Raw genomic sequence first — 25,969 nt, forward strand, 5'->3', positions numbered from 1 at the left:
CATAACCGGGGGCGCGGGCCCGTCACCGGCGGGCTGTCGCCCAGCTCACCTATCCACGGACACCGGTGAAGGCATAAAATTTGAGTTACTTAACGGTAGTTAGCGTGACCAGCATCGCATCGTTTTGGAGCGTGAGAGACCTTGGCCGGATCGGCTGACTTCGACCTGTACCGCCCGTCCGAGGAGCACGACATGCTCCGCGACACCGTCCGTTCGCTGGCCGAGGCGAAGATCGCGCCGTACGCCGCCGCGGTGGACGAGGAGGCCCGCTTCCCGCGGGAGGCCCTGGACGCGCTGACCGCGAACGACCTGCACGCCGTGCACGTACCCGAGGAGTACGGCGGCGCCGGCGCGGACGCGCTCGCCACGGTGATCGTGATCGAGGAGGTGGCCCGCGTCTGCGCGTCCTCCTCCCTCATCCCGGCCGTGAACAAGCTGGGCTCGCTGCCGGTGATCCTCTCCGGCTCCGAGGCGCTGAAGAAGAAGTACATGACCCCGCTCGCCAAGGGCGACGGCATGTTCTCCTACTGCCTCTCCGAGCCCGACGCGGGCTCCGACGCGGCCGGCATGAAGACCCGGGCGGTCCGCGACGGCGACTCCTGGGTCCTGAGCGGCGTGAAGCGCTGGATCACCAACGCCGGCGAGTCCGAGTACTACACGGTGATGGCCGTCACCGACCCCACCAAGCGCTCCAAGGGCATCTCCGCCTTCGTCGTGGAGAAGTCCGACGAGGGCGTCTCCTTCGGCGCCCCGGAGAAGAAGCTCGGCATCAAGGGCTCCCCGACCCGCGAGGTCTACCTCGACAACGTCCGCATCCCCGCCGACCGCATGATCGGCGAGGAGGGCACCGGCTTCGCCACCGCGATGCGGACGCTGGACCACACCCGCATCACCATCGCCGCCCAGGCCCTCGGCATCGCCCAGGGCGCCCTCGACTACGCCAAGGGCTACGTGAAGGAGCGCAAGCAGTTCGGCAAGCCGATCGCCGACTTCCAGGGCGTCCAGTTCATGCTCGCCGACATGGCCATGAAGATCGAGGCCGCCCGCCAGCTCACCTACGCCGCCGCCGCGAAGTCCGAGCGCGGCGACGCCGACCTCACCTTCCAGGGCGCCGCGGCGAAGTGCTTCGCCTCCGACGTCGCCATGGAGGTCACCACCGACGCCGTCCAGCTCCTCGGCGGCTACGGCTACACCCGCGACTACCCGGTCGAGCGCATGATGCGCGACGCCAAGATCACCCAGATTTATGAAGGCACCAACCAGGTCCAGCGGATCGTCATGGCCCGCAATCTGCCGTAACGGCGGGCGGGCCGGGCAGCGGAGGGCGTCCGGGGACTGGCGCCCTCCGCTCTTTCCGGCCGGTGTGCGCCGTCACAGGAAGCGGCGGATCGGCGTGACCGCGGCCTCGGCGAGGCGTGCGGTCAGGGGACGGCGCCGCCAGCGAGCCGGGTCGACGGGCTCGCTCAGCTTGCGGTCGGCGTCGAAGTCGGCGTCCAGCGCGGCTGTGAAGTCCTCGTCGAGGACGGCCAGCATGACCTCCTCGTCGTGCTCCAGGGAGCGGCGGTTGAAGTTGGTGGAGCCGATGAGGGAGCAGACGCCGTCCACGGTGATGACCTTCGTGTGCAGCATGGTCGGCTGGTACTCCCGCACCTCCACACCCGCGTCGACCAGGGTCTGATAGTGCTGCCGGCCGGCCAGCCGACAGGCCCGCTGGTCGGTGTGCGGCCCCGGCAGCAGGATCTCCACCCGCACGCCCCGGCGGGCGGCGGCGGCCAGGAGGTCGATGAAGTAGGTGTCGGGCGCGAAGTAGGCCGTGGACAGCCGGAAGCGCTCCCGCGCCGAGGTGATCATGACGCGCAGCAGTGTCTGCATGTCCTGCCAGCCGAAGCTGGCCGAGCCCCGTACCACCTGGACCGTGGCGTTCCCCGGCTGTTCCTGGGGGGTGAAGCGGTCGTGCTCGTCGTACAGGTCGTCGTGGCACTCGGCCCAGTTCTGGGCGAAGGCCGCCGCGATCCCGTCCACGGCGGGCCCTCTGACCCGTACGTGGGTGTCGCGCCACTCGCCGGGGCCGCGGGCGTCGCCGCACCACTCCTGGGCGATGCCGACGCCCCCGGTGAACGCGGTGTGCTCGTCGGTCACCAGGACCTTGCGGTGACAACGGTGGTTCTGCCGCATCGGCGACAGATGGAGGGGCTTGCGGAACCAGGCCACCTGGACGCCGGCGTCGTCCATGGCGTCCAGCAGCTCCGGCTCGATTTCCTTGGCGCCGAAACCGTCCAGCAGCAGCCGTACCCGGACCCCCGAGCGGGCCCGCTCGGCCAGGGCGCCGGCGAACTCCCGTGCGATGTCGCCGCGCCAGTACACGAACGTCATCATGTCGACGGTGTGTTCCGCGGCGCGGATGGCCTCCAGCATCGCGGGGAAGATCCGGTCGCCGTTGCGCAGCGGCACGAGTTCGTTGCCCTCGGTCGCGGCGATGCCGATGAGCCGTTCCAGTCGTCTGCGCAGCCGCCGTCGCTCCGCCTGTGGTGTCATGTGCGCCCTCCCCTGAGCCGTCCGTTCCCGCCCCGTCTCTTTTTTCCGCTGCCGGTGCTTCCAAGCGGAGACGTGGTCCGGGCCGTCCTGTGGTGGTCATGGGGGCAGGGGCGTAGGACGGAGAGGGCGGGGGCCGAGCCCCGGCCCCCTCCGTCGTCCTGGGAGGAACCATGACCCAGCAGCAGCCGACCACCACGGAACCGATGAGCCAGGAGATGCAGGACTGCGTCCAGGCGTGCATGGCCTGTCACGGTGTGTGCGAGGAGACCATGAGCTCCTGTCTGCAGATGGGCGGCCAGGCCCAGATGCGGATCATGCGGGCGCTCATGGACTGCTCGGAGATGACCCGCATGTGCGCGGACATGATGATGCGCCGCTCGCCGCTGGCGAACGAGATGTGCATGATGTGCGCGCAGGCCTGCGACATGTGCGCCGAGGCGTGCATGTCCATGCCGGACGACGAGCGGATGACGCGCTGCGCCGAGTCCTGCCGCCGCTGCTCCGAGATGTGCCGCGCCATGGCGGGCGCCACGATGTGACGCCGCCGGACACGGGTGTGGGCACCCCGCGCGGGGTGCCCACACCCGTGTTCAGTTGCCCTTGACGGTGACCTTCTCGTCGTTGTTCAACTGGCTCACCAGCTGCTTCACCTTCGCCTTGTCCCAGAGCAGGTTGCCGCCGGTGGAGCCCGCGATCGGCATGTTCATGGACGTGCCCTCGCCGCCGCTGACGCCCTTCATCGACCAGAACATGTCGGCCAGGTCGAACAGGCCCATCTCCTTGTCGACGATCAGGGAGTCCAGCCCCGCGCCCATCGTCGGGTAGAGCTTGAAGGGGTTGAGGACCGTGCCCGGCGTGGCCACCTGGTTGGCGAGGGCGGAGAGGAACTTCTGCTGGTTCTTCGTACGGTCCAGGTCGGAGCCCGCCAGCGCGTACCGGGTGCGGACGAAGGCGAGGGCCTCCTCGCCGTTCAGGGTCTGCTTGCCCTTCTTGAAGTCGGCGCCGGACTTGGTGTCCTTGATGTCCTGCGGGATGTCCATCTCGACGCCGCCGACCGCGTCCACGATGTTCGCGAAGCCGGCGAAGCCGATCTCCACGTAGTGGTCGATGTGCAAGCCGGTGTTGAACTCGACCGTGCGGACCAGCAGTTCGGGCCCGTCCTCGGAGTAGGCGGCGTTGAGCTTCACCTGCCGGCCGGTCGCGGGGTAGGTCTTGCCCGACTCGGAGCCCACGAAGGACGGGATCTCGACGTTCGAGTCCCGGGGCAGCGAGATCAGGGTGGGGCCGTTGTCGCCGGTGTGCAGGATCATCATCGAGTCCGTGCGCTTGCCGTCGGCGGACCCGGTGTGCAGCTTCTTCTTGTCCTCGGCGGTCATGCCCTCGCGGCTGTCGGAGCCGACGATGAGGTAGTTGGTGCCCTCGCCCTTCTCGGGCCGCTCGATCACCTTCGACAGGTCGACCTCGCGGTTGAGCTTGGAGTCGGCCCAGAAGTACGTGCCGACGGTCGTCACGACCAGCACGGTGGCGACGGTGATCGCCGTCCACTTGGCGCGGCGGCGCCAGTCCGGCGCGGGGCGCTGCGGGGCGTAGCCGTCACCGCCCGGCCCGCCGGGGCCGCCGCCGGAGGGCGTGCCGTAGACCTGGCCGGTGTTGTAGCCGCTGTCGTAGCCGCCGCCATCGCCGTGTCCGTCCACGTACGACGGCTGCTGCGGGACACCGCCGTACGCGCCCTGCCCGGGAGGGGCCGCCGGGCCGCGGCGGACCTGCCGCATGACACGGGCGCCCTCGGGCTGTGCGCTCGCGCTGCCGCGTCCGTAGCGTCCGCCGCGGTTGTCGTCGGACCGTGCCTCGGGCCAATCAGTCATGGAAGACAGTGTGCAGGTCCCGGCTGTGGGCCATACAAGGGTCGTCGGAAAATCAGGGCACCGCTGTTGCCAAGCTGACACAAATTCCGCAGATGTGATCACGGCATAAGGTGGAGGCCATGACAGATCAGGCCCCCGCCGCAGCCACGGAGAGTCCGGACATCCCGGGCAAGCCCACCTCGGCGTCCCGTACGACCCTCAGCCACATCATGACCCACAACGACACCAACCTGCTGGGCACGGTGCACGGCGGGGTGATCATGAAGCTGGTCGACGACGCGGCGGGCGCCGTCGCCGGACGGCACTCCGGAGGGCCTGCCGTCACCGCCTCCATGGACGAGATGGCCTTTCTGGAGCCGGTCCGCGTCGGTGACCTGGTCCATGTGAAGGCCCAGGTCAACTGGACCGGACGGACCTCGATGGAGGTCGGGGTACGGGTGCTGGCGGAGCGCTGGAACGAGTCCACGCCGGCCACCCAGGTCGGCTCGGCGTACCTGGTGTTCGCGGCCGTCGACGCCGACGGGAAGCCGCGCCGGGTGCCGCAGGTGATACCGGAGACCGAGCGGGACAGGCGCCGCTACCAGGAGGCACAGATCCGCCGCGCCCACCGGCTGGCCCGGCGCCGGGCGATCATGGAGCTGCGGGAGAAGCGGGCGGCGGAGGGCTTCGAGGACTGACCCCGCTACAGGGGCGCGGGGCCGTGCCGATGTGCGGCTCCGCCGCGTGGGCGCGAAGGGGGTCTGGGGGCGTAGCCCCAGGGAAGGGAAGGGGCGGCGGGGGCGAAGAACCGCGCATCCGCCCGGCCCGCCGGACGGCCCGGCGCTCAGGAGCAGTTCACCTCGTCCCCCCGCACCACCCCGAACTCGCCCTGGCCCGGGTCCTGCGCCCGTACCTTGCGGACCTTCTCGAAGTCGGCGCCCGCGATCACCTTCAGCGTGGCGCCCTGGCCCTTCACCGCGCGCAGCTCGCTGCCGGGGAGGGCCGCCGCGAGGGATTTCGCGGAGCGGTCCCAGCGGGGGTCGTAGGCGACGACCGTCCGCCTCACGTCCTGGTGCGCCGCGTTGGCCGGGGCGCGGGTGGTGTTGAAGCCGGTCGCCGCCAGGGCCGCGTCCACCCGCCGGCCGAGGCCCGCCGTGCGGGTGCCGTTCTCGACCTGGACGCGGATCTGCCGGGGGTCCACCGGGACGCGGAGCGCCGCGTCGGAGGTGCGGCGCACGGAGAGCGGCTCGTCCCGGCGCAGCGCGTCGAAGATGCGCTCGGACTTCTCGGGGTCCCACTTCAGCGTCGAACCGGCGCCCTTCACGGTGTGCCTCATGTCGGAGATCGGCACGGTGGTGAACTCGGAGGAGGAGGGCGAGAAGTTCCGCATCGCCCGGCCGAGGTCCAGCAGCTCGCCGGTGCCGAAGCCCTTGTCGGCGCGGACCGAGCCGAGCACCGCCCGGGTCACGTCCCGGAACTTCAGCGGGTTCAGCAGGATCCCGGAGGAGGTGACCCGGTCCACCAGGGCCGCCATGAAGTGCTGCTGGCGCCTCATCCGGCTGAGGTCGGAGGCGCCGTCGACGTGCCGGGAGCGGACGTACTGCAGGGCCCGGCCGCCTTCGAGGGTGTGCCGGCCGGCGGGCAGGTCGAGGCCGGTGCGGCTGTCCTTCAGCCGTCTGTCGGTGCAGATCTCGACACCGCCGACCACGTCCACGGTCTTCATGAAGCTGGTGAAGTCGACCTCCAGGTAGTGGTCGATCTTCACCCGGGTCATCTTCTCGACCGTGCGCACGGTCAGCCGGGGCCCGCCCTCGGCGTACGCCGCGTTCAGTTTGACGGGGTGCCCCTTGTGCCGTTCGCCGCTCACCCGGTCGGTGTGCGGGGGCGTCACGGCGTACGAGTCGCGGGGCAGGCTGACCACGGCGGCCCGCTCACGGTCCGCCGAGATGTGCACGATCATGATCGTGTCGGTGCAGTGGCAGGGCGCCCCGCCGAGCCGGTACTTCTCCCGCTCCTCCTCGCCGATCCTCTCCCTGCCGTCGGTGCCGACGAGCAGGATGTTCATGCCGTGACCGGCCTCGGGGCGGTTCTTCATGTCGCGGAACGGGTCGACCCGGGCGATGTCCTCGTCGAGGCCGCTCATCACCGCGTGCCCGATCCCGGCGGAGGCGAGCACCACGACCGACAGCGTGGAGACGGTGCGCATGACCCAGCGCGGCTTCCCGCGTGGCTTCCCGCGCGGCGGCACGGGCGACGCGGCGGGCCGCGGGCCCTCGCGGGCCGGCCGCGGGGGACGCTGCGGTGCGGGGCGGGGCCGGGGGGACCGCGGCGGCGTGGGCAAGGGGGGACACCTCCGGACGACGGCCGTGCGTGGGATCGTGAGCACGGTAGGCCGATACGATCTGCGGCCCGGCGCATCGCCCCCGGCACGCGCGTCGGTGTCCCCCGTTCGCGGTAACGTGAGCCCCCTATGAACGCCAATCCCGACGTGCGGCTCCCCGCCGTTTCCGTGATCATGCCCGTCCTCAACGAGGAGCGGCACCTGCGCGGCGCCGTCCGCGCGATCCTCGCCCAGGAGTACGCCGGCGAGATGGAGGTCGTGATCGCCCTCGGTCCGTCCACGGACCGCACGGACGAGATCGCCGCCGAGCTCGTGGCCGAGGACCCGCGGGTGCACACCGTGCCCAATCCGACCGGCCGCACCCCGGCCGCCCTCAACGCGGCGATCAAGGCCTCGCGCCATCCGGTCGTGGTCCGCGTCGACGGGCACGGGATGCTCTCCCCGAACTACATCGCGACCGCCGTACGGCTCCTGGAGGAGACCGGCGCGCAGAACGTCGGCGGCATCATGCACGCCGAGGGGGAGAACGACTGGGAGCACGCCGTCGCCGCCGCGATGACGTCGAAGATAGGTGTGGGCAACGCCGCCTTCCACACCGGCGGCGAGGCCGCCCCCGCCGAGACGGTGTACCTGGGTGTGTTCCGGCGCGAGGCGCTGGAGCAGCAGGGCGGGTACAACGTGGAGTTCATCCGCGCCCAGGACTGGGAGCTGAACTTCCGCATCCGTGAGGCCGGCGGGCTGATCTGGTTCTCGCCGGAGCTGAAGGTGTCGTACCGGCCCAGGCCGAGCGTGCGTGCGCTGGCCAAGCAGTACAAGGACTACGGGCGTTGGCGGCACGTCGTGGCCCGCTACCACTCCGGTTCCATCAACCTGCGCTACCTGGCCCCGCCGGCCGCGGTGTGCGCGATCGCGGCCGGGATCGTGGTCGGCGCCGCGCTGACCCCGTGGGGCTTCGTGGTGCCCGGCGGCTACCTCGCGGCGATCGCGCTGGGGTCCGTCCCCGCCGGCAAGGGGCTGCCGCTCAAGGCGCGGCTGCAGATCCCGGTGGCGCTGGCCACCATGCACATGTCGTGGGGCTGGGGCTTCTTGACCAGCCCCAAGTCCCTGGCCCGCAAGGTGATCGCGAGCCGGCGCCCCTCGGTCCGCGCGGACGCCGCCTCGCACTGACCGGACGTCACCACGGGCCCTCCTCCCCCCAAGAGGGCCCGTCACGGTGTCCTCACCAGGTGAACGCGGGGTTCACCTTCATGCAGGCCTCGTCGTCCGCGCCGTTGAGCGCCTCGGCGGTCTCCGGCACCTCGTTGTTCTCCTTCGGCGCCTCGTACGTCGTGCCCTCGCGCCAGTCCGCGCCCACCACGAGCGTGACCCCGGAGACGTCGGTCGACCTGCGCACCGCGCCCGGTTCGAGCCCCAGGGCCTCGGCGACCGCCGCGGCGTCGCCCTCCAGGTCCGCGCTCGGGTAGCGGACGACGGTCGTCTTCTCGCTCAGGGACGCGCTCTGGTCGGCGACCGCCCTGGTGAACCCCTCGTCCACGAGCAGCCCCGCCACGGTGCCGGCCCGGTCGGGGGCCGCGCCCAGGGTGTCGGTGCGGGTGCCGTTCTGCACCAGGACCGGGATCTCGGCGTCCTCGGCCGCCGGGTCGTCCGGGCCCTGGTCCTCCTGCGTCGGGCCGGCCTTCTTCTTCGTGTCCCCGCCGTCCAGGCTGATGTCCTCGCGCACCAGCCGGAAGAGCTGCTCGGCGTCCTCCGTGGGCTCCACCCGCGCGCCCACGTACCGGTTCGGCATGGTGGTCATGGTGATGTGCTCCGGCTCGACCTTCCGCAGCTCGGTGCTGAGGTCGTAGAGCTTCTTGACCGAGTTCAGGCCCGGGTCGACGGTGAGCGCCTCGGTGGCCTTCTCGGCGAGCCTGCGCAGCTTGTTCGGGCTGCTCAGGGTGGCGTTCTCGCGCAGCTCCCGGACCATCGAGTTCATGTACATGTGCTGGGCCTTGGCCCGTGCCAGGTCGCTGCCGTCCTCGAAGCCGTAACGGGTGCGCAGCCACTGCAGGGCCTGCTCGCCCTTGACCGGGTGGGTGCCCTTCTCCAGCTTCAGGCCGGAGCCGTGACCCTGGCTGTCGCGCGAGTGGATGTTGGCGTCGACGCACACCGGGACACCGCCGATGGCGTCCGCCATCGACACGACACCCGCGAAGTCGACCATGAGGAAGTGGTCGATGTGGATGCCGGTGAGCTCCTGCCAGGTGGCGACGGTGCAGCCCGGACCGCCGTGCCCGAGGCTCTGGTTGGTCATCACCCGCCCGTTGCTCGCCGGATAGACCGTGCCGTCGTCGGGGTCGGTGCACTTCGGGATCTTCACGAGGGTGTCCCGCGGCATGCTGACGACCGACATGTTGCTGCGGTCGGCGGACAGGTGCACCAGCATCTGGACGTCCGCCAGCGGTGTGGAGCCGAACGTCTCCCGGGCGCCGCCGAGTTCCTGGTTCTCCTTGCTGTCCCGCGCGTCGGAGCCGATGAGCAGGATGTTCAGCGGGGTCTGTCCCGCGGCGTTCGGCGTCGGCTCCGGGATCTTCTGGTCACCGAGATTGAGTTCCTGCTGCTCGATGTTGGCGTTGAGGTGCCGGTAGTAGACGTAGCCGGCGCCGGCCGTGCCCACTATCAGTACGGCCAGCACCATCGCGGACCATCGGAGCACCCGGTGCTTGCGCGGCGCCCTGCGCCCGTCGCCCGGGCCCTCGCCGCTCCCTTCCTCGGGGGCGGCCTCGGGGGCGGCTTCGTCCTCGGCGGCCGGTGCGGCCTCCTGCACACTGTTCTGCGTCAACTTCTGCGTCCTCCACAGCCCTCAGGGCCCGCCGTACGTCTTGGAGACATGCGACGGGCCCGTGAGGTTGCGCTACGGCCTCAACTCGCGCACTGAACTTTGTCGGCCGTGGACTTCTCCACCTCGGGCGTCTCGATCGACGCGGCGTCGAGTTTGACTCCGGCGCCCTTGAAGTCCTTGCCGAGGGTGAGGGTCATGGTGGGCAGGCCCTGGGAGTTGGTGACGCTTTCGCCGGGCTTCATGGCGGATCCGGACAGGCCGAGGATGTCGGCGAGGCGGCGGGCCTGGTCGGCCTGGTCGGGGGCGTACTCGAGGGTGGTCTTCTTCAGTTCCTCGGGGGCGTTGCCGGCGTTCTCGGACTTGGTGACGCCCGCTTCGGTCTGGAGGTAGTTGAGTTCGAGCTGGGCGCTGCCCGAGGGGGCGCCGCCGTTGAGGATGCGGACGCGGACCTCGCCGGGGTCGGACTTGGTGCCCTTGAGGCGGGCGGCGACCGCCGCGGCCTCCTTCTTCTCCTTCTTCTTGACCTCGGTGAAGGAGACGTCGTTCTTGATCATGTCGAAGACCTGGGGAGCCTTGGACTGGTTGGGGACGACCGTCGCCCTGACCTTCTCGGTGGGGTTGTCGACCACCGGCACCGTCAGGAACGTGATGTTCTTCGTCGGCACCTTCTTCAGCTCCAGGGCGATGTCCTTCAGCGTGCCCACCTTGCCGATGGCGCTGTCCACGGTGAGCGCCTTGGTCGCGGCCTCGGCCAGCTTGATCAGCTTGGTGGGGCTGGTGAGGGTGTCGCTGGAGGACATCTGCCGCATGAGGGAGCCCAGGAACTGCTGCTGGACCTTGATGCGGTCCAGGTCGCCCTCGTTGCCGAAGGAGTGCCGGGTGCGGAGGAAGGCCAGGGCCTGCTCGCCCTCGATCCGTGACTCGCCCGCGGGCAGCTTCAGATGGGACTTCGGGTCGTCCACGGCGTGCTCCACACAGACGTTCACGCCGCCGACCGCCGTGGTCAGCGTCTTGACCGCGTTGAAGTCGGCCATCATGAAGTGGTGGGGCTGGATGCCGGTCGCCTCCTTCACCGTGCGCATGGTGCAGCCGGCGTCCCGGCCGTCCTGGCCGAGGCTCGTGTTGAAGCGGACGCCGCTGGAGCCGGGGATGACCTTCTGCGTCCCGTCCTCCTGCGTGGTCGGGCAGTCGGGGATGTCGACGATCATGTCGCGGGGGATGCTGAGCGCGGTCGCGTTGGAGCGGTCCTTGGCGACGTGCAGCAGGATCGTGGTGTCCGCGTGCCCCGTGCTGCCCTTGTCGCCGTAGCCCTCGTTGCCCTCGCCGGTGCGCTTGTCGGTGCCGACGATGAGGATGTTGAAGGCCTCGTCCTTCTTGAAGCTGCTGCTGCCCGCGTCGCCCACGTCCGTCGTCGTGACGTTGCCCTCGAGGTGCTTGAGGTAGAGGTAGCCGCCGACGCCGGTGGCGAGGACGACGAACGCCATGGTGCCGCCGGTCCACATCAGGACCTTCTTGCCCCGTGACTTCTTCTTCGCCGGGCGGCGTCCGCGCCGCCCCGGCGCCGGCTCCTGCGGTGGGGTACCGCGGCGTCGCCGCTGGGGCGGGACCTCACGGCCGGGCGCGGCCGTACGACGGCCCTTCGCGCCCTCGGTGGTGTCACGCGGGGCGGACCTGCGCGGGCCCGGGACGGCCGACTGCGGTGCGGAAGAGGGCAGTCGCAGTTCGTATTCGCCGGTACGCGGATTCAGTACCCACTGGTCTGCGGGGTCGACGTCGTCTGCCCGCCCACGTCCTTGCGCGTCCACGGTTTTCCAATCCTCCGTCAGGGCCACGCGGCGCCTGCTCCGAAGGCGCACGGTAAAGGTCGGCAAGTGCACTGCGCCAGAGCGGACCTCATGGCGGGGGGCACGGGGGTGCTCACACTATCTGCCAAGTTGAGCGTCGAACGGTACAGGTGACGTATCCGACGTTCCCACCCAGGGGGCGACTCCTCGTATGTGCTGAATTCCTACCATCGGTAAGGCTTGTACACGTCCATGCACGTGCCCGTATCGGATCCGTTCAGGGCGTCGGTGCTGTCGGGCAGGTCCCCGGCCTCCGGCTTCTCCCGCCGCGGATACGACGTGCCCGTACGCCAGTCCGCCCCGACGTCGACTGTGACCCCGGACACGTCCGTCGACTCGCGCGTCGCGCTCGCCGGGATCCCCAGCGCCTCGGCGACCCGCCGGGCGTCCCCGGCCGACTCGTCGCCCGGGTAACGGACGACGGTCCGCTGCCCGGACAGCGCCGCCGACGTGTCCGCCGTCGCCCGGTCGAAGCCCTGCTCCACCAGCGTCCGGGCGACGGCGTGCGCGCGGCCGTCGACCGGTCCGAGGGTGGAGGACCGGGTGGCGTTCCGTACCAGGACGTCGATGCCGGCGGCGTCGGGGGGCGAGTCGTCCGAGGAATTCGTGGAGGGCTCGGCGGAGGGTTTCGCGGAGGCCCTCGCGCCGCCGCCGTCGTCCTTGCCGCCGTTGTCGTCGCCGTTGTCGTCGAAGGGCACGTCGTCGCGGAGCATCGCCCACATCTGCTCGGCGTCGTCACCGGCCGGAAGCAGGTGGTTCGCGTTCTCGGGGTCCGCGACGGTGGGCATCGTCGTCATGGTGATGCGGTTCGAGGGGACCGTCTTGAGCTGCATACCGAGGTCGAACAGCTTCTTGACCGTGCCGATCTCCTCGGACACCGTCAGCGACTTCGTGGCCGCCTCGGCCAGGTCCATCAGCCTGCCGGTGTCGGTGAAGACGTTCTGGCCCCGCAGGGTGCGCATCGCCGAGTTCATGTACATGCGCTGCGCCCGGGTCCGCAGCACATCGCTGCCCCAGGCGTGCCGGGTGCGCAGCCATTGCAGCGCCTGCTCGCCCTTCACCTTCTCGGACCCGGCCCTCATCCTCAGCCCCGAGCCGCCGGGCATCCCGGGCAGCGGGCGGTCCCACACGTTCTGGTTCACGCAGACCTCGACACCGCCGATGGCGTCGGCCATCCGCACCACGCCCGCGAAGTCGATGGTCATCCAGTGGTCGATGTAGACACCGGTGAGGTTCTCCCAGGTGGCCAGCGTGCAGCCGGCCCCGCCGCGGCCCAGCGACTCGTTGATGATCGTGTCGGCCGCCGGGTAGGTCCTGCCGGTCCTCGGATCGGTGCACTCGGGGATGTCGACCCGGGTGTCGCGCGGGATGCTCACCACCGCGGCGCTCTCGCGGTCCGCCGCCAGGTGGATCAGCATCTGCACATCGCCCAGCGGAACGCTGTCGCGGTGGTCCTTGCCGCCGCCCAGCGCCACGTTGGCGTCGGAGGCGCGGCTGTCGGAGCCGATCAGCAGGATGTTCAGGGGGGTCTGCCCGGCGGCGTTCGGCTCGGTCCTGCGGGCCTTGGAGTCGCCGCTGCTGCGCTCGCCCTTCTCGATGTTGCCGTTCAGGTGTTGGTAGTAGAGGTATCCGGCGCCGGCCGTGCCGAGTATCAGGACCGACAGCGTCATCGCGGACCATCTGAGCACGCGGTGCCGCCGCCCGGGCCGCCTGCCGTGGCCGCGCCGTCCGCCGCCTGCGCCGTTCGTGCGGTCCGCGCCGGGACCGTTCCCCTCGGAAGTGCCGTCCCCGGCGGACCGGACCGCGTCCGGCCGCGCTCCCTCTCCCCGCACACCGCTGTGTGTCATGCCCGTCTCCCCGCCCTCGCTCCCGCGAACGTGCCCCCGCGCGCGGCTCTTCCGCACCGCCGGACACGCGTCGGCCCTCAATGGCTGTACGACCGTGCCGGCGGACCGGTTGCCCTCCCGGCCGCAACAGGGCCGTTCTGTAGGACGCGTGACGGGACCGTCAGGTCACTCGGCGCACTCGACCTTGTCCGCCGTGGACTTCTGGACCCCCTCCGGGGCCTTGCCCGAGGTGGCGTCGAGTTTGACTCCGGCGCCCTTGAAGTCCTTGCCGAGGGTGAGGGTCATGGTGGGCAGGCCCTGGGAGTTGGTGACGCTTTCGCCGGGCTTCATGGCGGATCCGGACAGGCCGAGGATGTCGGCGAGGCGGCGGGCCTGGTCGGCCTGGTCGGGGGCGTACTCGAGGGTGGTCTTCTTCAGTTCCTCGGGGGCGTTGCCGGCGTTCTCGGACTTGGTGACGCCCGCTTCGAGCTGGAGGTAGTTGAGCTCCCGCGAGGCGCTGCCCGAGGGGGCGCCGCCGTTGAGGATGCGGACGCGGACCTCGCCGGGGTCGGACTTGGTGCCCTTGAGGCGGGCGGCGACCGCCGCGGCCTCCTTCTTCTCCTTCTTCTTGACCTCGGTGAAGGAGACGTCGTTCTTGATCATGTCGAAGACCTGCTGGGCGGGTGCCTCCCTGAGGACGACCGTCGCCTTGACCTTCTCGGCCGGGTTGTCGTCCACCGGCACCGTGGTGAAGGTCAGGTTCTTGGTGTTGAGCTTGCCCAGCTCCAGACCGAGGTCCTTCAGCTTGCCGATGCTGTCCAGTTGGGAGTCGACGGTCAGCGCCTCGGTGCCCGCCTCGGCGAGCTTCAGCATCTTGGACGGGCTGGTGAGCGTGTCGTTCGACTTCAGCTTGCGCATCAGCGAGCTGAGGAACTGCTGCTGGATCTCGATGCGGCTCAGGTCGCCGCCGAAGCCCACCGAGTGCCGGGTGCGCACGAAGGCCAGCGCCTGCTCGCCCTCGATGGTGTGCTTGCCGGCCGGCAGCTTCAGATGCGAGTCCGGGTCGTCGATGTCCTTGGCCAGACACACCTCGACGCCGCCGACCGCCGAGGTCAGCGTCTTCACCGCGTTGAAGTCGGCCACCATGAAGTTGTCGGGGGTGACACCGGTCAGCTCGGTGACGGTCCGCATGGTGCAGCTGGGCGTACGGCCGTCCTGGCCGAGGCTCGTGTTGAAGCGGACGCCGCTGGAGCCGGGGATGACCTTCTGCGTCCCGTCCTCCTGCGTGGTCGGGCAGTCGGGAACGTCGACGATCAGGTCGCGCGGGATGCTGAGCGCGGTCGCGTTGGAACGGTCCTTGGCGACGTGCAGCAGGATCGTGGTGTCCGCGTGCCCCGCGCTGCCCTTGTCGCCGTAGTTCTCGTTGCCGTCGCCGGTGCGCTTGTCGGTGCCGATCAGCAGGATGTTGATGGCCTTGTCCTTCTGGAAGCCACCGGTGCCCGCGCCGTCGTCGGGGAGGGACTGGATGTTGTCGTTGAGGTGCTCCAGGTAGAGGTAGCCGCCGACCGCGGTGGCGAGGACGACGAACGCCATGGTGCCGCCGGTCCACAGCAGGATCCTCTTGCCCCGCGACTTCTTCTTCGCCTTCTTCGCCGGGCGGCGTCCGCGCCGCCCGGGCGCCGGCTCCTCCGGTGGCGTACCGCGGCGTCGCCGCTGGGGCGGGACCTCACGGCCGGGCGCGGCCGTGCGGCGGCCGGTCCCGCCGTCGGCGGTGTCACGCGGGGCGGGCCTGCGCGGGCCCGGGACGACCGGCCGCGGTGCGGAAGAGGGCAGTCGCAGTTCGTATTCGCCGGTGTCCGGATTCAGCACCCACTGATCCGCGGGATCGACGTTCTCCGTCCGCTCACGTCCTTGCGCGTCCACGCTTGTCCGCATCCTCCGTCGGGGCCACGAGGTGCGCCCTCCCCTCCGGACGCCCGGTCTCGGTCTTCCCGGTGCGCGCTCCTTCGCACGGCGGGGCCTCTCGGGCACCGGCGCACCGGACCGTCACATTAACCGCCCGGCTCGCCGCGGGGCGATGTCGGCCATGAATTCTCAGCTTCCTTACAGCGGGCAATGTGTGCGTTTCCCGAACCAAGGGCCCATTGTCCCGGGCGGCTCTTGTGCCGGTCTTGGAGTTCGCTTTACCCGCAGATGTCCTCGGCGGCGGAGTTCCCGGAGAACGTGGGCGCCGGGGACGCCCCGCCGGGGCCGCCGTCCGGTGCGGAATCCCGCGCGGCCGGCGCGACCGCCACGGGCCGGTCCGTACGCAGCCGGGCGAACAGCTCCTCCGCCGCGGGCTGAGCGAGCTGGTCACGGTTGACGTCCCCGGTGTACGGCTCCCGGGGAACGGTCAGGAACCGCACCCGCGCGGTGGGGATCCCGCGCAGTCCGCGCGCGAGGTCGTACAGACCCCGCAGGCTGGCCAGTTCCGGATCGGTGGTGAGCGACGAGGTGGCCGCGTCCAGAACGGGATACAGCTTCACCGGGTTCAGCAGGACGTCATTGCCGCTGACCTTGTTGACGAGCGCGCCGAGGAAGCGCTGCTGCCGTTCCATACGGCTGGTGTCGCTGCCGTCGCCGAGGGTCTTGCGGGCCCGGACGTAACCGAGCGCCTGCTCCCCGTCCAGCGTCACCCGGCCCGCCGGCAGTCTCAGTCCGGCGTCCTCGTCGTCGACGGGCTCGCGCAGGCACACCTCGACACCGCCCACCGCGTCGACCATGTCCTTGAAACCGTCGAAGTCGACGACGACGTGGTGGTCGACGCGGATGTCCGTGAGTTTCTCGACGGTACGGATGGTGCAGGCCGAACCGCCCACCGCGAAGGCCGAGTTGAACATCGTGAACACCGGCTCGGAACGCGACCCGTCGGGGCGGCGGCAGCCGGGCACGTCCACCATCAGGTCCCGGGGGACCGACACCGCGGTGGCGCTGCGCCGGCCCGCCGACAGGTGCAGCAGGATCACGGTGTCCGAACGCTCCGTCCCCGCGTCCCGCCCGTAGCGGGCGTTCTCCTCCCCGGAGCGCGAGTCCGAGCCGATCAGCAGGATGTTCCGGGCGTCCTTCACGAGCGCCGTGGGCCGTTCCCCCTCGAACCGCGCGAGTTCGGCGGCCGCCGCCTCGTCCGGGGTGATGTTCCCCTCCAGCTTCATGTACACCGCCCACCCGGCACCCGCGGCCGCGAGCAGTACGGCGACGACGGCGAGCCCGGTGCCGCGCACCCAGCGCCGCCGGCGGCGCCGGGCCCGCCCCCGTCCGCTCGCCGAGGACCCCGTCCCCGGACCGAGGGCACGGCCGCCCCCCGGCTGCGCGGGGGACGCGCCTGCGGTGTCACTCATGACCGGGTCCACCCCTCACTGCGTACGGCGTGCGGTGATGCCGTCGCGTACGACGATGACCCGGGACGGCGGTCGGGGGCGGGTGCTGGTGCGCCGGACGGGGGAGGGGGTGGGGCGGACGGGGGACGTCGTGGGGGTCGGGTTTCGACGGGGTGGGGGCGGTGCCTTCCTGGGGCGGCGGGTGGTGCGTTCCCGGGGCGGGCGGTGTCCTTCGCGGTGCGGTGGGTGGCGGTGCCGTCACCGGGCGATGACTGTCACCCGTTCGCCCTCCACCCGCTTGTCCAGGGCGTCGTCCCCGAGGCGGTCCAGGTTGCGGCACAGCACCACGGAGCCGCCGGTCGCCAGTGGCCCGTACAGGCCCGTGTTCAGGCCCTCCCACGTGTCGTACGGCCTCCCCGACAGGATCCGCGAGCCCGGGCCGGTCAGACCGAGCTCCGGCGCCTCGGCGCGGGCCCGCTCGACCACCTCCGCCCCGGTGAACTCCCGGCCCGCCACGATCAGCGCCGGCTCCTCGGGGTCGACCGGCGCGTACGGCACGAAGCGGTCGCCCTGCCCCGGCACCTCGACGGCGTAGTCGGCGAAGCCCTCCGGCGGCTGCGGGAAGCGCCCGCCGAGGGGCCTGAGCGCCAGCGCGATCCTGGCCCCCGGGCAGGCCCGCGCGGCCTCCAGCGACTCCGGCTCCGGACCGCTCACCACCACGTCCGCCGCCGCCGGGTCCCCGGCCACGTCCGCGACCACGCCCACCGACGCGCACGCCAGCAGCCAGACCGCCGTCTGCCAGTGCGCGGGCAGCAGCAGGGCCACCCGGTCACCGGGCTCCACGGACAGCTCGTCCTGGAGGAGATTGGCGGTCTTGGCCACCCAATTGGCGAAGGTGGCCACGGACAATTCGACGCGTTCGCCCGTGGCGTCGTCGTAGAAGGTCACCAGGGGGCGTCCCGGGTCCGCGGCCAGCGCGGAACTCAGCAGGTCGGCAGGGGTGCGGTCGGTGGCGTTCACCCGCGCAAGCGTACGCGGGCCCGTCCGCGCGCACCGCCCGCCGGGGGCACCGGTTCGGGGGAACGCGCCCCGACGGGCCGTCAACTCCCCGATGGACAGATTTGTCTGACTATGTCCAAGCTCAGGGGCATGCGTGGAATTCTTGCTTCCTCAATCGGTGTCACCTGCGCCGCCGCCCTCGCCCTCCCGCTCGCCCCGCCCGCCACCGCGGCGGACGCGAGACCGGCGCCCACGGCAGAAGCGGCCACGCGCGCGGCGGTGACGGCCCGGCCAGACATCCCCGGCAGCACCCAGTCGCTGCCCCTGGGACATCTCACCCGTGACCGTGCCTCCGGCGCCGCCGTCCTCGGCCTCGCCCCACGGGCCGTACGGCCCTTCTCCCTCCTCGGCGTCGTCTGGGACGACCCCGCCGCCGAACTCCACGGCCGCGTCCAGGTCCGCACCCGGGAGGCCGGCACCGGCACCTGGTCCGGCTGGCGGGACGTCGAGACGCACTACGCCGACCACGGAGCCGATCCGGGCAGCGCGGAGGGCGCCGCGGACGGGGTGCGCGGCGCCACGGCACCGCTGTGGGTGGGGGAGTCGGACGGGGTGGAGATCCGGGTCCTGCCGGAGCCCGGTGAGGACGGGGGCGAGGGCGAGGGGACGGGGGCCGACGAGCCCGGGGCCGGCGACCACTCGGTGCTGCCCTCCGGGCTGCGGCTCGAACTGGTCGACCCGGGGGACGAGGTCCTGGAGGGCCCGCGTACCGGCGTCATGAGCGCCGAGGCGACCGCCGCCTCCGCGGCCAACTCCGCGCTCGCACCGCTCGGCACCCTGGAGATCCCCGCGCTGACCGGCGAGCAGACCCGGCAGGAGTACCTCACCCTGCGCGGGGCCGGCCTGACCGAGCAGCAGCGGGCCAAGCCGTACATCGGGCCGCGCCCCGCCATCGTCACCCGGCGCGGCTGGGGAGCGAACGAGAGCCTGCGGGAGAAGCGGTTCGTGTACACCGGCAAGGTCAAGGCGGCCTTCGTGCACCACACCGCCTCCGGCAACAACTACAAGTGCTCGCAGGCCCCTTCGCTGATCCGCGGGTTCTACCGCTATCACGTACGGAGCCTGGGCTGGCGGGACATCGGCTACAACTTCCTCATCGACAAGTGCGGCAGGATCTACGAGGGCCGGGCCGGGGGAGTGGCGGAGCCGGTCAAGGGGGCCCACACCCTCGGGTTCAACACCAACACCACGGGCATCGCGGTGATCGGCTCCTACGGCTCCAAGAAGCCGTCCTCCTCCGCCGTGAAGGCCATCGCCCGGCTCACCGCGTGGAAACTCGGACTGCACGGGATGAATCCGCGCGCCAAGACATATCTGAAGTCCGCCGGTGGCAATCTCTACCGAAAAGGTAAGAAGGTACGACTGAACGTGATCTCCGGTCACCGGGACGGGTTCAACACCTCGTGCCCAGGGGGGAAGCTCTACAAGAAGCTCGGCACCGCGCGCTCCACGGCGGCCCGCTACCAGGGCCGCTGAGGCGGGCCGGGCGCTCCTTCCTGCCGGAGCCGGTCTGCATACACTGGCCGGCCGAAAGACAGTTCGGCCGGTCCCGGCAGGAAGCAGAGACGACAGGTGACAGAAGCGATCCTCCTGGTCGGCGGCAAGGGCACGCGACTGCGACCGCTCACGGTGCACACGCCCAAGCCCATGGTCCCGGCGGCCGGGGTGCCTTTCCTCACGCACCAGCTCGCGAGAGCGAGAGCGGCGGGCGTCGAGCACATCGTCCTGGCCACGTCCTACCTGGCCGAGGTCTTCGAGCCGTACTTCGGCGACGGGGCGGCCCTGGGACTGCACATCGAGTACGTGACGGAGGAGGAGCCGCTCGGTACGGGCGGCGCCATCCGGAACGTCGCGTCCCGGCTGCGCTCCGGGCCGGACGAGCCGGTACTGATCTTCAACGGGGACATCCTGACGGGACTGGACATCCGGGCGCTGGTGCGGACGCACGAGACGACCGGCGCGGACGTCTCGCTGCACCTGACGAAGGTGACGGACCCGCGCGCGTACGGGCTGGTGCCCACGGACGGTACGGGCAGGGTGCTCGCCTTCCTGGAGAAACCGCAGACACCGGAGGAGATCGTCACCGACCAGATCAACGCGGGGGCGTACGTCTTCCGCCGGTCGGTGATCGACACGATCCCGGTGGGGCGGGCGGTGTCGGTGGAGCGGGAGACGTTCCCGGGGCTGCTGGCGGCGGGGGCGCATCTGCAGGGGATGGTCGACTCCACGTACTGGCTGGACCTGGGGACCCCGGCGGCCTTCGTACGGGGCTCGGCGGATCTGGTGCTGGGCCGTGCGCCGTCGCCGGCGGTGCCCGGACGCTGCGGGGACCGGCTGGTGCTGCCCACGGCGACCGTGGCACCGGACGCGAAGCTGGCGGGCGGGACGGTGGTGGGCGAGGGCGCGTTCGTGGCGGAGGGCGCACGCGTCTTCGGCAGCACGATCCTGCCGGGGGCGGTGATCGAGCCGGGCGCGGTCATCACCGACTCGCTGATCGGTACGCGGGCACGGGTGGGCGAACGCTCGGTCCTCACCGGCACGGTCATAGGCGACGGCGCGACCGTAGGCCCCCACAACGAACTCCGCGAGGGCGCCCGGGTCTGGTGCGACGCGACGATCCCGGCAGGAGCAGTCCGCTTCTCCTCGGACCAGTAACCCCCACAACCACCGCCCCCGCCGTTCCCGCGGACGGCCGCCCCCGCCGTTCCCGCGGACGGCCGCCCCCGCCCTCCGCGGACGGCCGCCCCCGCCCTCCGCGGGCAGTCGCTCCCGCCCTCCGCGGACGGCCGCTCCCGCCCTCCGCGGGCAGTCGCCCCCGCCCTCCGCGGACGGCCGCCCCCGCCCTCCGCGGGCAGTCGCCCCCGTCCTCCGCGGGCAGTCGCCCCCGTCCTCCGCGGGCAGTCGTGCCGCTGGGGCGGCACGGGTGGGCGCGACGGCACCCCGCAAGCGCCGGGCAGCGCGAACACCCCCCGGCCCACACCAACACGGGGCACCCGTAAGGCGCCGGGCCGCGCAACCCCGCCCCGGCCCGCAGCAACGCGGGGCATCCCGTACGGCGCCGGGCAGCGCGACCCGCCCCCGGCCCACACCAGCGCGGGGCATCCCGTACGGCGCCGGGGCGCACGAACACCCCCGGCTTACACCAGCGCGGGGCATCCCGTACGGCGCCGGGCAGCGCGACCCGCCCCCGGCCCACACCAACGCGGGGCCACGCCCCAAGACACCGGCCCGGCCAGCCCTCAAAGCCGCCCGATGTCCCCGTACGGCATCCGCGGCGCCCGCCGCCCCGGCACCCTCCCGCTCAACAAGATCAACCGAGCGGCCCGATGCCGCTGCCCCGCATACGGCTCCAACAGCGACAACATCACCGCGTCGTCCGCGTACCGATCGCCCGCGAGCGCCCACCCCACGATCCCCGGCAGATGCAGATCCCCCACGGTCACCGCATCCACCGCCCCGTGACTGCGCTGCACCGTCTCCGCCGACGTCCACGGCCCGATCCCCGACACCAGCTCCAACCGCGCCTGCGCCTCAGCGGCGGGCATCCCCACCGCCTCCTCCAGCCGCGCGGCGACCCGCACCGCCCGCAGGATCGTCGACGCCCGCTTGTTGTCGACCCCGGCCCGGTGCCACTCCCAGGAGGGAATCAGCGCCCACGTCCGCGGCGCCGGCATCACCGACATCCGCTCCGGCACGGGCCCGGGCGCCGGCTCCCCGTACTTCCGTACCAGCAGCCGCCACGCCCGATACGCCTCACCCGTCGTGACCTTCTGCTCCAGAATCGACGGAATCAGCGACTCCAGCACCAGCCCGGTCCGCGTCAGCCGCAGTCCCGGACGCCGGTGCCGGGTCACCGCCAGCAGCTTGTGCCGGGGCACGAAGGCGGACGGATCGTCGGCGGCACCGAGCATCTCCGGCAGCTTGTCCAGGAGCCAGTCGGCGCCCGGCCCCCACGCCTCCGCCCGGATCTCCCCGGCACGCCCCGTCACCCGGAGCGTCCCCGGACCCGCCGGCGTCAGGCTGGCCCGCCACACGGAACCGTCCGGCAGCGCCCGGAACGTCGGATCACCCGGCCCGCGCCGCAGCGGCCCGAGGACCAGCCCGAGGTCCAGGGGGCCCTCCGGCACCCACGTCCGCACGCGGGCCGGGGCCGGTACCTGCCGGGGAACTCCCTCCGGCACGGCGGCACGCCGCACCGTCGTACGAGGCGGGCGGGGTGCGAAACGTCCTGCCACGAGAGATCCCAGGGGTGGAGGCGGAGCGGGGGCCTCTATGAGGGTAGGCGCACGCTCACCGCACCTCGATGAAACCGCCCGCGTCCCGCTCCGGCCGCGGGCGCGGCTCCTCCGCCGGGTGGCCCACCGCCACCGCGCCCATCGGGTCCCAGTCCGCCGGCAGGTCCAGGACCTCGCGGACCACCTCGCGGCAGAACATCGTCGACGACACCCACGCCGAGCCCAGCCGCTCCCCGGCCAGCGCGACCAGGAAGTTCTGCACGCCGGCGCCCGTGGCGACCACGAACATCTCCCGCTCCGCGGCGTCCCGCCGCGCGTCCCCGTAGGTGTGCGAACCGTCCATGACCAGGCAGGGGACGACCAGGTACGGCGCGTTGCGCAGGACGTCGCCGCGGCGGACGCGCTTGGCGATCGACTCCTCCGTCCTTCCGTCGCGGCGCAGGTCCGCGATCCAGGCCTCGCGCATCGCGTCCAGGAGACGGGTGCGGGCCCCGGACGACTCCAGCAGCACGAACCGCCACGGCGTGGTGTGGTGCGGGGCCGGTGCCGTGACCGCCGCGGCCACCGCGCGGCGCACGGCTCCGGGGTCGACCGGCTCGTCCGTGAAGGCCCGTACCGTACGGCGCTGGGTCACCGCCTGGCGCACCGCCTCGGACGTGCCCAGGCGGAACATGTCGCCGCGGGCGCCGCGCACCAGCGCCCGCGCGCCCTCGCCGTCGTCGGCCGCCACCAGGTGCGGCAGCCCGCGGACCACGGCCACCGGGATGCCGGACGCCTTGCCCTTGACCAGGTCGCCCGCCGCGGCGAGCTCGTCGGCCGTGGCGACGACCGTGGCGCTGAGCGGATTGCCGTACGCGTCGGTGCCGCCGCGCAGGTCGTCCAGCACGCGGACGCCCGCCGCGCCGATCGCCACGTCCGTCAGCCCCGAGCGCCAGGGGCGGCCGAAGGTGTCCGTGACGATCACGCCGACCTCGACGCCGAGGGCGTCGCGCAGGCCCTCGCGGATCGCCCGCGCGGAGGCGTCCGGGTCCTCGGGCAGCAGCAGGACCGTACCGGCGGGGGTGTTGGAGGCGTCGACCCCGGCCGCGGCCATGACCAGGCCCTGCCGGTTCTCCACGATGCGCAGGGAGCCGCGCCGGGCCACCACGCGCACCGTCTCCGCGTCGATCGCGGCCTCCCGGTCCGTCGCCTCGACGATCCGGCCCTCCGCCTTGGAGACGATCTTCGAGGTGACGAGGAGGACGTCGCCGTCGGCCAGGTCCGGTGCGGCGGCCGCGATCAGCTTGGCCAGGTCGTCGCCCTCGCGGATCTCGGGCAGGCCCGCCACGGGACGGACCCGGTAACCCGTGCCGCTCATACCGCGCGCACCTCCTCCGCCAGCGTCAGCGCCTCCCGCGCCATCCGCGCGGTCGCGTCGACGTCGGTCATCATCAGCGGTACGGCCCGGCAGCGGATCCCGGCCGCCTCGACGCGCTCCACGCAGCCCGCGTCGACCGTGTCGACCAGCCAGCCGTCCAGCAGGCCCGAGCCGTAGTGCTCGGCCACCGCCGGGGCCGTGGACTCCACGCCGACCGCCGCCAGCACCTTGTCGGCCATGCCGCGCACCGGTGCGTCCCCGACGATCGGCGACAGGCCGACCACCGGCACGCCCGCGTCGGCGATCGCCTCCCGGATGCCGGGCACGGCGAGGATGGTGCCGACGGAGACCACGGGGTTGGACGGCGGGAAGAGGATCACGTCGGCCTCGGCGATCGCCTCCAGGACGCCCGGTGCCGGCTTCGCCTGCTCCGCGCCGACCGGCACGACCGCCTCGGCGGGGACGGAGGCGCGCAGGCGCACCCAGTACTCCTGGAAGTGGACCGCCTTGCGCTCTCCGTCCAGCTCGATGGCCACGTGCGTCTCCACGCGGTCGTCGGTCATGGGGATGAGGCGCACGCCGGGCCGCCAGCGGTCGCACAGCGCCTCGGTCACCGCGCTGAGCGGGAACCCGGCGCCGAGCATCTGCGTCCGCACGATGTGCGTGGCGAAGTCCCGGTCGCCGAGCCCGAACCACTCCGGGCCGACGCCGTACGCCGCGAGCTCCTCCTTGAGGTGGAAGGTCTCGTCGGTCCGTCCCCAGCCCTGCTCCTCGTTGATACCGCCGCCGAGCGTGTACATCACCGTGTCGAGGTCCGGGCAGACCTTCAGCCCGAAGAGGTGGATGTCGTCCCCGGTGTTGCCGATGACCGTGATGTCCGCGTCCGGCACGGCCCGCTTCAGACCGCGCAGGAAACGGGCACCGCCGATGCCGCCTGCCAGAACCACAATGCGCATGGGGTCATCCTTGCAGGCCGCTACGACATCGCGTCAGGCAGTTACCGGGCCGGGCGCGGTGCGGGCCTCGCAGTGGGGGGCGACGGCGGTCCCCCCGGCCGAGCGAAGCCGGGACTGGGGGAGCATCGGCATCTCGGTCAGGCCCGGGTAGTAGATGTGCAGACTGACCGCGGGGTCGAGGGCGTCGTTGACGACCTCGTGCGCGTAGCCGGGCGCGAAGACGCGCTGCGCGCCGGCCGTCAGCGCGCGCGTGCCGCGCTCCGTGCGCTCGGTCAGGGTGCCGTCCAGGACGGTGAGCACACCGGAGGAGCGGCCGTGGCCGTGCGGCCCGCTGCCCTGGCCGGGCACCCAGGACAGCAGCCACACCTCGTAACCGGGACCGGTGCGCAGCCGGTGGTACCAGCGGCTGCCGGCGTCGTACTCGACGAGGTGCTCCCACTGGGAGCGGTCGGCTGCGATGGAGCGGGCCAGGCCGGCGAACTCGGCGACGGTGGCCGGGTGCTCGCGCGGGGGCTGGAGCAGGTGCGGGACTTCGAGGATGTCGCCGGCGATCTGGAGGTCGCTGTCGCTGTTCATGGGTGTGGGGGTTCCTCGGCGGAGAAGCGGTGGGGTGCGGGTGTCGCGGCGCGTCACGCCCGGGTCGCGGGCGGGCGGCGGCGAGGGGTGCCCCGGTGGGAGCGAAGGAAACGGCGGCCGAGCCGGTGACTCGGCGGTGGCTGGAGCGCGTGGGGCTCAACAGCCGGAACAGAGACAGCTACAGCGAGCGCGGGCAGCACCGAGGAACCCGACGGAGCGGGTCGAGGTGAGTGCCGGATTCGCGAGCATGCCCACAAGGACAGCGGTTCACTCCTCCACTGTCAACTCGGCGCCCGGTATGTGGGACATGGTTCACCTCATCCGGTTCATCTCGCAGGCGAAAGGTTTGCTCAACCGCTTCCCGGGACACATGGTGCCCACGGCCGGGCGCCCCGCACGCCGTTGCGATCCCGTGATCCGACTGTGATCCGGTTCGCTTCGGCGCGGGTGTCGCAACGGGATCGATGTCCTGGACGTCTCTCCCGTAGAGGCTCTGCGTGAGGCCGGAAGACCTCACGGGTCCCGTACGTGTGTCAAGGTTTAGGACGATTTCAACACTTTCCGCTCGGCCTTGGTTCCGCAGAGTGAATAAGGGGCTCAATAGCAGATCTCGGCTTGACTCGCCCGGAGCAGCACACTTGTAATTTCACTCGTGTCGTTCAGCCGGAATCGGTAACGGCTGGATCACGGGGACGCGAAAGACAGACGAGGGGCGCACATGACCGAGCTGGTGCAGCAACTGCTGGTCGACGACGCGGACGAGGAGCTCGGCTGGCAGGAGCGCGCGCTGTGCGCCCAGACCGACCCCGAGTCCTTCTTCCCCGAGAAGGGCGGCTCGACCCGGGAGGCCAAGAAGGTCTGCCTCGCGTGCGAGGTCCGCTCCGAGTGCCTCGAGTACGCCCTCGCCAACGACGAGCGCTTCGGCATCTGGGGCGGCCTGTCCGAGCGGGAGCGCCGCCGGCTGAAGAAGGCCGCGGTCTGACGAACCGGCACATCACCGCCGTACGCGCGCTACACGCACCACTTCGTACATACGTCACTCGAGGCCCGTCGCGGGCGGGTCGTCCGCAGGCGGCGGGCCGCCCCGCCCGCCCGTCGCCCGGCCACCACCCCTCATCGAGACGCTCCGCGCCGCCCCGTTCGATCTGCCGATAGTGTGGTCGCTCGTCCGAGACGCCCCGCCGCCCCCATCGGGCACGGGCGTTCCCCACAGACCACCGAA

At 71.7% G+C, this 25,969-nt stretch carries 20 protein-coding genes; 7 read left to right on the top strand and 13 right to left on the bottom strand.

What is annotated here, in order from left to right:
- Positions 1-141: 141 nt before the first annotated feature.
- Positions 142-1,299, top strand: coding sequence for an acyl-CoA dehydrogenase (locus ACZ62B_RS20660; RefSeq protein WP_469691602.1), 1,158 nt, complete (start codon positions 142-144; stop codon positions 1,297-1,299).
- 72 nt (positions 1,300-1,371) lie between these two features.
- On the opposite strand, the gene ACZ62B_RS20665 is transcribed toward ACZ62B_RS20660, so the two are convergent.
- Positions 1,372-2,535, bottom strand: a complete 1,164-nt coding sequence (locus ACZ62B_RS20665) for a phospholipase D-like domain-containing protein (RefSeq protein WP_344554925.1) — start codon at positions 2,533-2,535, stop codon at positions 1,372-1,374.
- A gap of 170 nt (positions 2,536-2,705) precedes the next feature.
- Here ACZ62B_RS20665 and ACZ62B_RS20670 point away from each other — a divergent pair, with 170 nt between their 5' ends.
- Positions 2,706-3,074 carry a four-helix bundle copper-binding protein gene (locus ACZ62B_RS20670; RefSeq protein ID WP_344554923.1) on the top strand — a complete coding sequence of 123 codons (369 nt, stop codon included), beginning with the start codon at positions 2,706-2,708 and terminating at the stop codon, positions 3,072-3,074.
- A gap of 51 nt (positions 3,075-3,125) precedes the next feature.
- Here the strand turns inward: ACZ62B_RS20670 and ACZ62B_RS20675 are convergent, their stop codons facing one another.
- Complete coding sequence (locus ACZ62B_RS20675) at positions 3,126-4,400, bottom strand: LCP family protein (protein ID WP_344554921.1); 1,275 nt, start codon at positions 4,398-4,400, stop codon at positions 3,126-3,128.
- A gap of 119 nt (positions 4,401-4,519) precedes the next feature.
- Between ACZ62B_RS20675 and ACZ62B_RS20680 the strand changes: the two genes are divergently transcribed.
- Positions 4,520-5,077 carry an acyl-CoA thioesterase gene (locus tag ACZ62B_RS20680; RefSeq protein ID WP_073936134.1) on the top strand — a complete coding sequence of 186 codons (558 nt, stop codon included), beginning with the start codon at positions 4,520-4,522 and terminating at the stop codon, positions 5,075-5,077.
- A gap of 146 nt (positions 5,078-5,223) precedes the next feature.
- Here ACZ62B_RS20680 and ACZ62B_RS20685 read toward each other — a convergent pair whose 3' ends face one another.
- A complete protein-coding gene (locus ACZ62B_RS20685) occupies positions 5,224-6,720 on the bottom strand; it encodes an LCP family protein (RefSeq protein ID WP_469691606.1) in 1,497 nt (498 codons plus the stop codon).
- Between the two features lie 129 nt (positions 6,721-6,849).
- On the opposite strand from ACZ62B_RS20685, the gene ACZ62B_RS20690 reads away from it, so the two are divergent.
- Entirely contained in the window at positions 6,850-7,887 is a 1,038-nt protein-coding gene (locus ACZ62B_RS20690) for a glycosyltransferase family 2 protein (RefSeq protein ID WP_344554914.1), read from the top strand.
- 52 nt (positions 7,888-7,939) lie between these two features.
- Here ACZ62B_RS20690 and ACZ62B_RS20695 read toward each other — a convergent pair whose 3' ends face one another.
- The 6 genes from ACZ62B_RS20695 to ACZ62B_RS20720 form a co-directional block, all read right to left on the bottom strand.
- Complete coding sequence (locus tag ACZ62B_RS20695; RefSeq protein WP_344554912.1) at positions 7,940-9,538, bottom strand: LCP family protein; 1,599 nt, start codon at positions 9,536-9,538, stop codon at positions 7,940-7,942.
- Positions 9,539-9,618: 80 nt separating this feature from the next.
- On the bottom strand, positions 9,619-11,343 hold the full coding sequence (locus ACZ62B_RS20700; RefSeq protein WP_469691609.1) for an LCP family protein: 1,725 nt from the start codon (positions 11,341-11,343) through the stop codon (positions 9,619-9,621).
- A 203-nt stretch (positions 11,344-11,546) separates the two neighbouring features.
- Complete coding sequence (locus tag ACZ62B_RS20705; protein ID WP_468887666.1) at positions 11,547-13,229, bottom strand: LCP family protein; 1,683 nt, start codon at positions 13,227-13,229, stop codon at positions 11,547-11,549.
- Between the two features lie 165 nt (positions 13,230-13,394).
- On the bottom strand, positions 13,395-15,131 hold the full coding sequence (locus tag ACZ62B_RS20710; RefSeq protein ID WP_382053524.1) for an LCP family protein: 1,737 nt from the start codon (positions 15,129-15,131) through the stop codon (positions 13,395-13,397).
- A gap of 260 nt (positions 15,132-15,391) precedes the next feature.
- Positions 15,392-16,585: an LCP family protein gene (locus tag ACZ62B_RS20715; protein WP_344569708.1), complete on the bottom strand. Its 1,194-nt coding sequence runs from the start codon at positions 16,583-16,585 to the stop codon at positions 15,392-15,394.
- A 237-nt stretch (positions 16,586-16,822) separates the two neighbouring features.
- Positions 16,823-17,584, bottom strand: coding sequence for a TIGR03089 family protein (locus ACZ62B_RS20720; protein ID WP_344569710.1), 762 nt, complete (start codon positions 17,582-17,584; stop codon positions 16,823-16,825).
- 129 nt (positions 17,585-17,713) lie between these two features.
- Between ACZ62B_RS20720 and ACZ62B_RS20725 the strand changes: the two genes are divergently transcribed.
- On the top strand, positions 17,714-19,099 hold the full coding sequence (locus ACZ62B_RS20725; protein ID WP_344569712.1) for a peptidoglycan recognition protein family protein: 1,386 nt from the start codon (positions 17,714-17,716) through the stop codon (positions 19,097-19,099).
- Between the two features lie 96 nt (positions 19,100-19,195).
- Positions 19,196-20,278 (top strand): mannose-1-phosphate guanylyltransferase, encoded by a 1,083-nt coding sequence (gene manB / locus ACZ62B_RS20730; RefSeq protein WP_344569714.1) that lies wholly within the window; start codon positions 19,196-19,198, stop codon positions 20,276-20,278.
- Positions 20,279-20,862: 584 nt separating this feature from the next.
- On the opposite strand, the gene ACZ62B_RS20735 is transcribed toward manB, so the two are convergent.
- The 4 genes from ACZ62B_RS20735 to ACZ62B_RS20750 are packed head-to-tail and all read right to left on the bottom strand — an operon-like array spanning position 20,863 to position 24,747.
- Positions 20,863-21,858 (bottom strand): DNA-3-methyladenine glycosylase family protein, encoded by a 996-nt coding sequence (locus ACZ62B_RS20735; RefSeq protein WP_469691616.1) that lies wholly within the window; start codon positions 21,856-21,858, stop codon positions 20,863-20,865.
- Between the two features lie 55 nt (positions 21,859-21,913).
- Positions 21,914-23,215 (bottom strand): coenzyme F420-0:L-glutamate ligase, encoded by a 1,302-nt coding sequence (locus tag ACZ62B_RS20740; protein ID WP_468727868.1) that lies wholly within the window; start codon positions 23,213-23,215, stop codon positions 21,914-21,916.
- Positions 23,212-24,171, bottom strand: a complete 960-nt coding sequence (cofD, locus tag ACZ62B_RS20745; protein ID WP_468727864.1) for a 2-phospho-L-lactate transferase — start codon at positions 24,169-24,171, stop codon at positions 23,212-23,214. The genes ACZ62B_RS20740 and cofD overlap by 4 nt, the downstream gene beginning before the upstream one ends.
- A 33-nt stretch (positions 24,172-24,204) precedes the next feature.
- Complete coding sequence (locus ACZ62B_RS20750; RefSeq protein ID WP_344569722.1) at positions 24,205-24,747, bottom strand: cysteine dioxygenase; 543 nt, start codon at positions 24,745-24,747, stop codon at positions 24,205-24,207.
- Positions 24,748-25,465: 718 nt separating this feature from the next.
- On the opposite strand from ACZ62B_RS20750, the gene ACZ62B_RS20755 reads away from it, so the two are divergent.
- Positions 25,466-25,729: a WhiB family transcriptional regulator gene (locus tag ACZ62B_RS20755; RefSeq protein ID WP_003975777.1), complete on the top strand. Its 264-nt coding sequence runs from the start codon at positions 25,466-25,468 to the stop codon at positions 25,727-25,729.
- Positions 25,730-25,969 lie beyond the last annotated feature (240 nt).

Source organism: Streptomyces sp. NPDC053426 (assembly GCF_055585405.1).

What these genes read in the sequence shown, in the direction of transcription:
- ACZ62B_RS20665 (WP_344554925.1), bottom strand. Translation starts at nt 2,535, where the DNA reads ATGACACCACAGGCGGAGCGACGGCGGCTGCGCAGACGACTGGAACGG.
- ACZ62B_RS20670 (WP_344554923.1), top strand. Translation starts at nt 2,706, where the DNA reads ATGACCCAGCAGCAGCCGACCACCACGGAACCGATGAGCCAGGAGATG.
- ACZ62B_RS20675 (WP_344554921.1), bottom strand. Translation starts at nt 4,400, where the DNA reads ATGACTGATTGGCCCGAGGCACGGTCCGACGACAACCGCGGCGGACGC.
- ACZ62B_RS20680 (WP_073936134.1), top strand. Translation starts at nt 4,520, where the DNA reads ATGACAGATCAGGCCCCCGCCGCAGCCACGGAGAGTCCGGACATCCCG.
- ACZ62B_RS20690 (WP_344554914.1), top strand. Translation starts at nt 6,850, where the DNA reads ATGAACGCCAATCCCGACGTGCGGCTCCCCGCCGTTTCCGTGATCATG.
- ACZ62B_RS20705 (WP_468887666.1), bottom strand. Translation starts at nt 13,229, where the DNA reads ATGACACACAGCGGTGTGCGGGGAGAGGGAGCGCGGCCGGACGCGGTC.
- ACZ62B_RS20715 (WP_344569708.1), bottom strand. Translation starts at nt 16,585, where the DNA reads ATGAGTGACACCGCAGGCGCGTCCCCCGCGCAGCCGGGGGGCGGCCGT.
- ACZ62B_RS20725 (WP_344569712.1), top strand. Translation starts at nt 17,714, where the DNA reads ATGCGTGGAATTCTTGCTTCCTCAATCGGTGTCACCTGCGCCGCCGCC.
- ACZ62B_RS20740 (WP_468727868.1), bottom strand. Translation starts at nt 23,215, where the DNA reads ATGAGCGGCACGGGTTACCGGGTCCGTCCCGTGGCGGGCCTGCCCGAG.
- cofD (WP_468727864.1), bottom strand. Translation starts at nt 24,171, where the DNA reads ATGCGCATTGTGGTTCTGGCAGGCGGCATCGGCGGTGCCCGTTTCCTG.
- ACZ62B_RS20750 (WP_344569722.1), bottom strand. Translation starts at nt 24,747, where the DNA reads ATGAACAGCGACAGCGACCTCCAGATCGCCGGCGACATCCTCGAAGTC.
- ACZ62B_RS20755 (WP_003975777.1), top strand. Translation starts at nt 25,466, where the DNA reads ATGACCGAGCTGGTGCAGCAACTGCTGGTCGACGACGCGGACGAGGAG.